The organism is Chloroflexus sp. (genome assembly GCF_034435895.1).
In the GTDB taxonomy this organism is placed as follows: Bacteria; Chloroflexota; Chloroflexia; order Chloroflexales; family Chloroflexaceae; genus Chloroflexus.
Genome location: NZ_DAOTWH010000015.1, coordinates 1 through 6,085 on the forward strand (window position 1 = coordinate 1; position 6,085 = coordinate 6,085).

At 60.6% G+C, this 6,085-nt stretch carries 5 protein-coding genes and 1 pseudogene; all 6 read right to left on the reverse strand.

The genetic code is table 11. From position 1 onward, the window contains the following. Positions 1-1,380 (reverse strand): hypothetical protein (locus tag U9R81_RS00930; protein ID WP_322493670.1); only part of this gene is annotated, 1,380 nt, incomplete at its 3' end. Between the two features lie 233 nt (positions 1,381-1,613). Further along, positions 1,614-2,441, reverse strand: a complete 828-nt coding sequence (locus U9R81_RS00935; protein WP_322493671.1) for an SDH family Clp fold serine proteinase — start codon at positions 2,439-2,441, stop codon at positions 1,614-1,616. Between the two features lie 21 nt (positions 2,442-2,462). Further along, positions 2,463-3,161: a rhomboid family intramembrane serine protease gene (locus U9R81_RS00940; RefSeq protein WP_322493672.1), complete on the reverse strand. Its 699-nt coding sequence runs from the start codon at positions 3,159-3,161 to the stop codon at positions 2,463-2,465. Positions 3,162-3,383: 222 nt separating this feature from the next. Further along, a complete protein-coding gene (locus U9R81_RS00945; RefSeq protein ID WP_322493673.1) occupies positions 3,384-3,842 on the reverse strand; it encodes an SRPBCC family protein in 459 nt (152 codons plus the stop codon). Between the two features lie 80 nt (positions 3,843-3,922). Then, a complete protein-coding gene (locus U9R81_RS00950) occupies positions 3,923-5,023 on the reverse strand; it encodes a zinc-ribbon domain-containing protein (protein WP_322493674.1) in 1,101 nt (366 codons plus the stop codon). 537 nt (positions 5,024-5,560) lie between these two features. Then, positions 5,561-6,085: pseudogene (locus tag U9R81_RS00955) on the reverse strand (hypothetical protein); the annotation flags it as partial.

A 6,085-nucleotide genomic window follows, 5' to 3' on the forward strand; every position in this document is an offset into this window, starting at 1 on the left:
CGCCACGGCAGCGCGCAGATGCTGCGCGCGCTGCACCGCCCGCTCCGCCTGCGCAATCACCAGCTCAACGTCACCCACCAATTCAGCCAAATAGACCCAGACCGGCAAGGCAGCGGTAGGACGCATCCACCAGACCCACAACAACGAAGGTACGACAATCCCGCCGATTCGCCGCATCCCCGGTGCGTGGCCGAGATACCACCCCTGCTCGATCAACTGCTCTGACTCTATATAGGCAGCCGTCACCGCGCGCACGAAGGCCGAATCATAGCCGGCTAACCGTTGCTGAAACCACTCGCTCACAAACTGCTCGGCATCACGTTCGGGATGGATCGCGAGGGCCGCCGTCAACGCACTGCCGGCTTCCGTCCACAGATTCCAGCCATGTGGCCCAATCGACGCACCGCCGCCGCCCCAACCGCCGGTGCTGTTCCAAGCCCACATTCCCACACACTGCGGGTCGCGAGCAGCACGCCGGATGATAGCGCTATGCAAACCAACCAACCCAGACGGCACTAAGCCAAACAGCTCGTACTCGCGCCGGTTTTGCAGCTCGACGATCTGGCGCGGGCCGGGCAGGCCCAACGTCGGATTGGGCGGCAACAGCCGGAAGAAATCGGCGGGCGTGTGCTTGATCGACACCAGCAGATGCGGATCGCGCTGATCGGCAAAGACGGCGGCGTAGCGTTCCGGCGAGCAGAGCAAATCACCCGCCTCGCCAATGCCAAGCGTCCACGTGCGCATGATCAAGTGACGGTCAAACTGTGCGCACACCGGCAGCAAGGTTGCGATCAGATGGCGAATCGCGGCCACCTCGTGGTAGATCAGATGGCCGGTATAGCCGGCGACATCATGCGCACCGCCCGTTTCACCGATCCGCACAATTACGCCGCTCACCATCGGCAGCGCCGTGAACAGATCGATCAGCGCCGCCCGGTTCAGCGCCGCCACCTGCGGATTATCAGCCGCGATTGGCCCGACGACGCGGCGTAGGTCGTCAGTCAGCCACTGCATATCGCAAGTGACATAGACCTGCATCCCGCGCGCTGCGGCATCGTGCAGCAACGGCAGTAAGGCGCGGCGGTAGGCCAGCGCGCGCAGGCGGAAGGGGCTATCGGGCGCATAATATGGTTGGAGCGCGTGATCAAACGTCACCAGATGGGCCAGATTGTCAATCACGATCCCGGTATAACCTTGCGCCTGCACCGCCGCCAGATAGGCCCGCGCCCGCGCCACGCCGAGCTGCAAGCGCGCTTGATCAACATACGGCGGCGCCGGCAGATCGATTTGGCAAAAGGGAAACAACGACCAATTCCGCACCGGGGCGGATGGATCGATAAACGGGCCATTGATATCGACGAGACGAAACGAGAGCGTCATGGCTGGAACCTTTTCCGTTACGGGCAGAGCAGTCTAACAAGGGCAGAGCGACGCTCTGCCCGCACAAGCCGTATCAAGCTTTTGTTAAGTAATGATTATATCTGGTTGAAGAACAAGCTCAAGGGGAAAGTAGGCAACGGCGGGGAGAGGAATTATTTAGTAATCGGTGCGAGTGAACCTTATGGAGTGCGGCAGTCAAACTGCTGCACTCCATAAGGGCCGATCTGCCCACCCTACGATACATCAAACTGGCGCGAACGCGGCGCGGGGATGTATTCAACTGAGGGGCGGCGCTGGGCAGTTTGCGGGTACAGCGCCATAATCTGGTAAATCTCTTCGGGTATTTCGGTGCTGATCGGCAAACCCAATTCACGCGCTTCGTCAACCGTAATCGGGTAATCGTGCGTCCAAATCCCGCTTGCCAGCGTGTGGGCCACTTCTTCCGCTTTCTCAACCGTCATCTTATCGCGCAGCAGCTCGCAGACCGTGCGCTTCACCTGCCGGATCGCCTTCTCGGCGATGTCGGCCATCATCAGCGTCTCATCATCAACTTCGCTGAGCGGCTTGCGTTCGAGCACGCGCAAAATCGACGCCGCCGGATGCTGGCCCAATTGCGGGTCAACCGGCCCCAATACCGCGTTCTCATCCATCACAATCTCATCGGCAGCGAGCGCAATCAGCGTACCGCCCGACATCGCATAGTGCGGCACAAAGACCGTCACCTTGGCCGAATGCTTCTGGAGTGCGCGAGCAATCTGTTCTGAAGCCAGCACCAAACCGCCGGGAGTGTGCAGGATCAGGTCAATCGGAATATCGCGATCGGTCATCTTAATCGCGCGCAGCACCGCCTCTGAGTCTTCGATGCTAATGTAGCGCACCAGCGGAAAACCGAGCAGGCTCATCGTCTCTTGGCGATGGATCAGTGCGATCACCCGGCTCTTACGCTTACGTTCCAACTGCTCCAGCAAGCGCTGGCGAGCGGCATCAAGCATGCGCTGCTTAATCACCGGCTGCAACGACGTGATGATGAAAAAGAGCCACAACAGCGAAAAGAAATCCATACTGCACCTCTCTACAAGCCATCACCACGGATAGTATTCGTCGAGGTAGTAACGCCGCACGTAGCGCCGTGGCCGGAAGAGCGGCGCCAGCACCAAGCCGGCAACAAAGCCGCCGATATGCGCCCACCACGCCACGCCACCCATCGCCTGCACGTTGATGAAGATTGAAAAGACGCCATTCGCCAATTGCGAAATGAACCACAACCCAAGGTAGACCACTGCCGGAATTTCAAAGAGCAACGGCAAAAAGAAGACGGGCACGAGTGTAATCACACGCGACGCGGGAAAGAAGAGGAGGTAAGCTGCTAGCACACCACTCAGCGCACCGCTGGCACCGACAGTCGGAATTGGTGAGTTCGGATTGAAAAAAACGTGAGTTAATGCTGCCGCTACCCCGCAGAGCAAATAGAAGATGAGGTACCGCTGGCTACCCATGCTGTCTTCAACGTTATCGCCAAAGATATAGAGCGCCAGCATATTGCTGAACAGGTGAAACCAGCCGCCGTGCATAAACATCGAGGTAAAAATGGTGAGCAGCTCAGCCGGATCAAGCGGATTGGCCAAAAAGCGCGCCGGCACCAGCGCCAGCTCGTTAATCCACGCCTCGGCAAGACGGGTATCACGGGCCATTAAGAGAAAGACCACCACATTCGCCGCCAGTAAGGCCCAGTTGACCGCCGGAAATGATCGTGAGGGAATCGTATCTTTCAATGGCAACATAGTGGCTCCGGTAATCGCGCAGCGATAGCGCTGCGAGGGCAGTACCACATCTTACAACTGGCGTGCAGACCCTCTTGCATCCAAACGGAAAACGATACACGCCATCGTTAGGCGAGCGGGCTTCATCAGAGTACCACATCTTAGGCGTGGCTGCACAACAGCCGCCTCGGACACGGATTGGCACGGTTAGGCAAGACCAGCGCATTCCGTGTCCTGCGCTCGCTACCCCCGCTCGCACACATCCTTCAACCGCTGCATCTGCGCTTTCGCGTCGAGCTGCATCAGCGGCGCAATAGTCAGCGGCCAGATCAGATCGAGGCCGGGCACCTTGAGCCGGTACTCGACCCGGTTCTGGATGAGGGTCTGATCGGCGCGGCCCTGCCACGGCAGCCAGTGCCACGCATCAAACCCCTCCCAGAAGCCATCGAAGGCCCACAACACCAGACCGGGCTGCCGTTCGGCCACCACATAGCCAGCTTCGAGCAACGGGCCAACGCCGGTGAGACGCAAACGCCATGGCGCACCGGTATCAAAGCGCCAGCCATCGAGCGGCGTAAACTGCACGGCTGGCGACATCCAGCGCTCCATCAGCGCCTGTTCAGTCATCACCCGCTCGACCCGATCTATCGTTGCGTTGACGACGACAAACTCCTCGAGCAAGTGGGGGAAGGGAGAGGACATTGCGTTTGTTCCTTTCAGGTGGGCCGCACTGCCGTGCGGCTTTACGTGGTCGGGAGCCGCATTGCCATGCGGTTCTACGTTTAAACGTTTGGCAATGACCAAATGCCGAAATTATCGAAATGCACCTCGACCCCGCCCTCTTCGCGGTAACAGGCAGTCGAAACGCCAATCCGCCCCGACGGATACGTCGCATCACGGAGATCACCTACTACTACGCCGTTGATGAACAAACGGATGCGATCGCCTTGCTTGATCACGCGTAAGCGGTTGACATCGCCAATCGTCGTAAAGAGTCGAGGATCGCCCTCGACCAGCGTCACCAATTCACCCTCAGCCGGCACGATAAAGAGCCGGAAATAGTCGATGAAAAATTCAAACTTGTAAAAGCCAACATTGCGCTGCTGGCTAAACACCAGACTGCAACTGCCACCGCCGCCACCGCGCGCAATCCGGCAATCAACTTCGCTGATGAAATTGGTGAATGAGCTGAGTTCATACAACTCATACGACGTGCCGCGTCCCGTCCAGATGACCTTAAAAACCCCATCTTCGATGAGGTCGAGTTCGATCTCTTGGAAAACGCCGGTAAACCATGCGTTGCGGTTATCGACGAACTCATCGTAGAACACCCGGCGCGAACTAGCAAATAAGCCGCTCACTTCAGCCTCTACAGCCTGCGCGGTCAGGGTAGGAGCCAGCAACGCCAGCGCCTGCGCGGTCTGAGTAGGGGCCAGCGCCTGCGCGGTCTGCGCTTGGCTGGTGCGGGCTAGCGCTGCGGCACCAAGCGGAGTCGGCTGACCAACGACGCCAACCACCGGAGTGGCGGTTGGCAACGGGGTAGCGGTGGCCGCTTGGCGAGGGGTAGCAGTGGCCGGCTGGCGAGGAGTAGCGGTGGCAGTGGCAATCGAGGTAGTGGTGGTTGGGCGATTCAGCAAGACTAGCCAAATCCCCCCACCTACGATCAGCAAACCGATCAGCCCGACGACAACAAAAAGCACGATCTTGCCGGTTGCAGGCGACGGTGTTGTAGCTGGCAGGGATGGTACGGGTGTGAAAGGTGTTGGTGGAGCCGGTACTACCGGCGGCGACTGTTCCGACATCCGCGCACCGCAATTGGCGCAAAACCGTTCGCCTGCCGATACCGGTGACCCGCACTGCGGGCAATAGCGTGATTGAGACATAGGATTGCTCCGTGAGCAGTGACAGCTCGTAGTGGGCTTTACCATTGCCGTGACACGCTCAGGATAGCATAAAGGGGGACACAACCTTGCAGGCAGGATTGGCCGGACGAAACCGGCCCGTTGCGCCCGCCCACATTCGCCCAGCCCTTTATGGCCGGGCGACCATTATAAAGCCCGCTGCGCGGGCTGACGGGAGCGATATTGACGCAACGTCCGGTTTTCGCCTCCGCCGCCCGGCCCTTCAGGGCCGGGGATATCAGGACGACTGCCCGCCTTGGTTCCCAGCCCGCACAGCGGGCTTCCTAACCCCAGCCCGGCCCTGAAGGGCCGGGTTCCCCGTCCTGCCATCCCGGAGCCGGCTCAGGCCGCTGGAGCGGGCGATTGCTTCGGTCGGGCGACATCCAGCGCGGCTGGGTGTCGCCGCTCCCTCGCAATGACAGCCGGAAAGCGGGGCTGAGGGCGAGGGTGAAACGGCGCATCGCAACACCATCAACGGTATCTACGCTCAGGCATGCTGTCCGTCCCTAAACCCACCCCTCACATCCGCGCCACCCGCACAACTACGCCAGTCCGTTCTTGGTACGCGGCGACAACGCGCTGCACCTCAGCTTCGGCGTCGCTGCGGCCAAAGACGAGCACAGTGGTGTGCGTGGTCGCCACCGGCTGGCGCGCGCCAAAGATGGCCGGCGCTGTGAGCTGTTCAACTAGGGCATCGGCGTGCGGGTCGGTCAAACCGAGCGCCGCCTGCTCCCAGTGGCTTTGGGTGAGGAGTTCACCTACCAGCCGCAGATCGTCATCGCGTTGGGCACGGCTAGCCGCCGCGCGTAGCAACGCCAATGCGAGGCGGGTGCGTTGCTGTTCAGTGAGGGCAAAGGCGGCCAGCGCCGCCGGCGACGCCGGATGCGGATGCGCGCTGGCGGGAAGCGCCGCCGGCAAGCGAGACCGGTGCTGGCGGATGAAGTCGCTGATCGAGATGCTGGTCAACGCTGGTTCACCATCGCGCGCGCCAAGCAGACTCTCGATCTGCAGCAGGGCCGCGCGCAGCCGCGCCAGCGGCTGGCG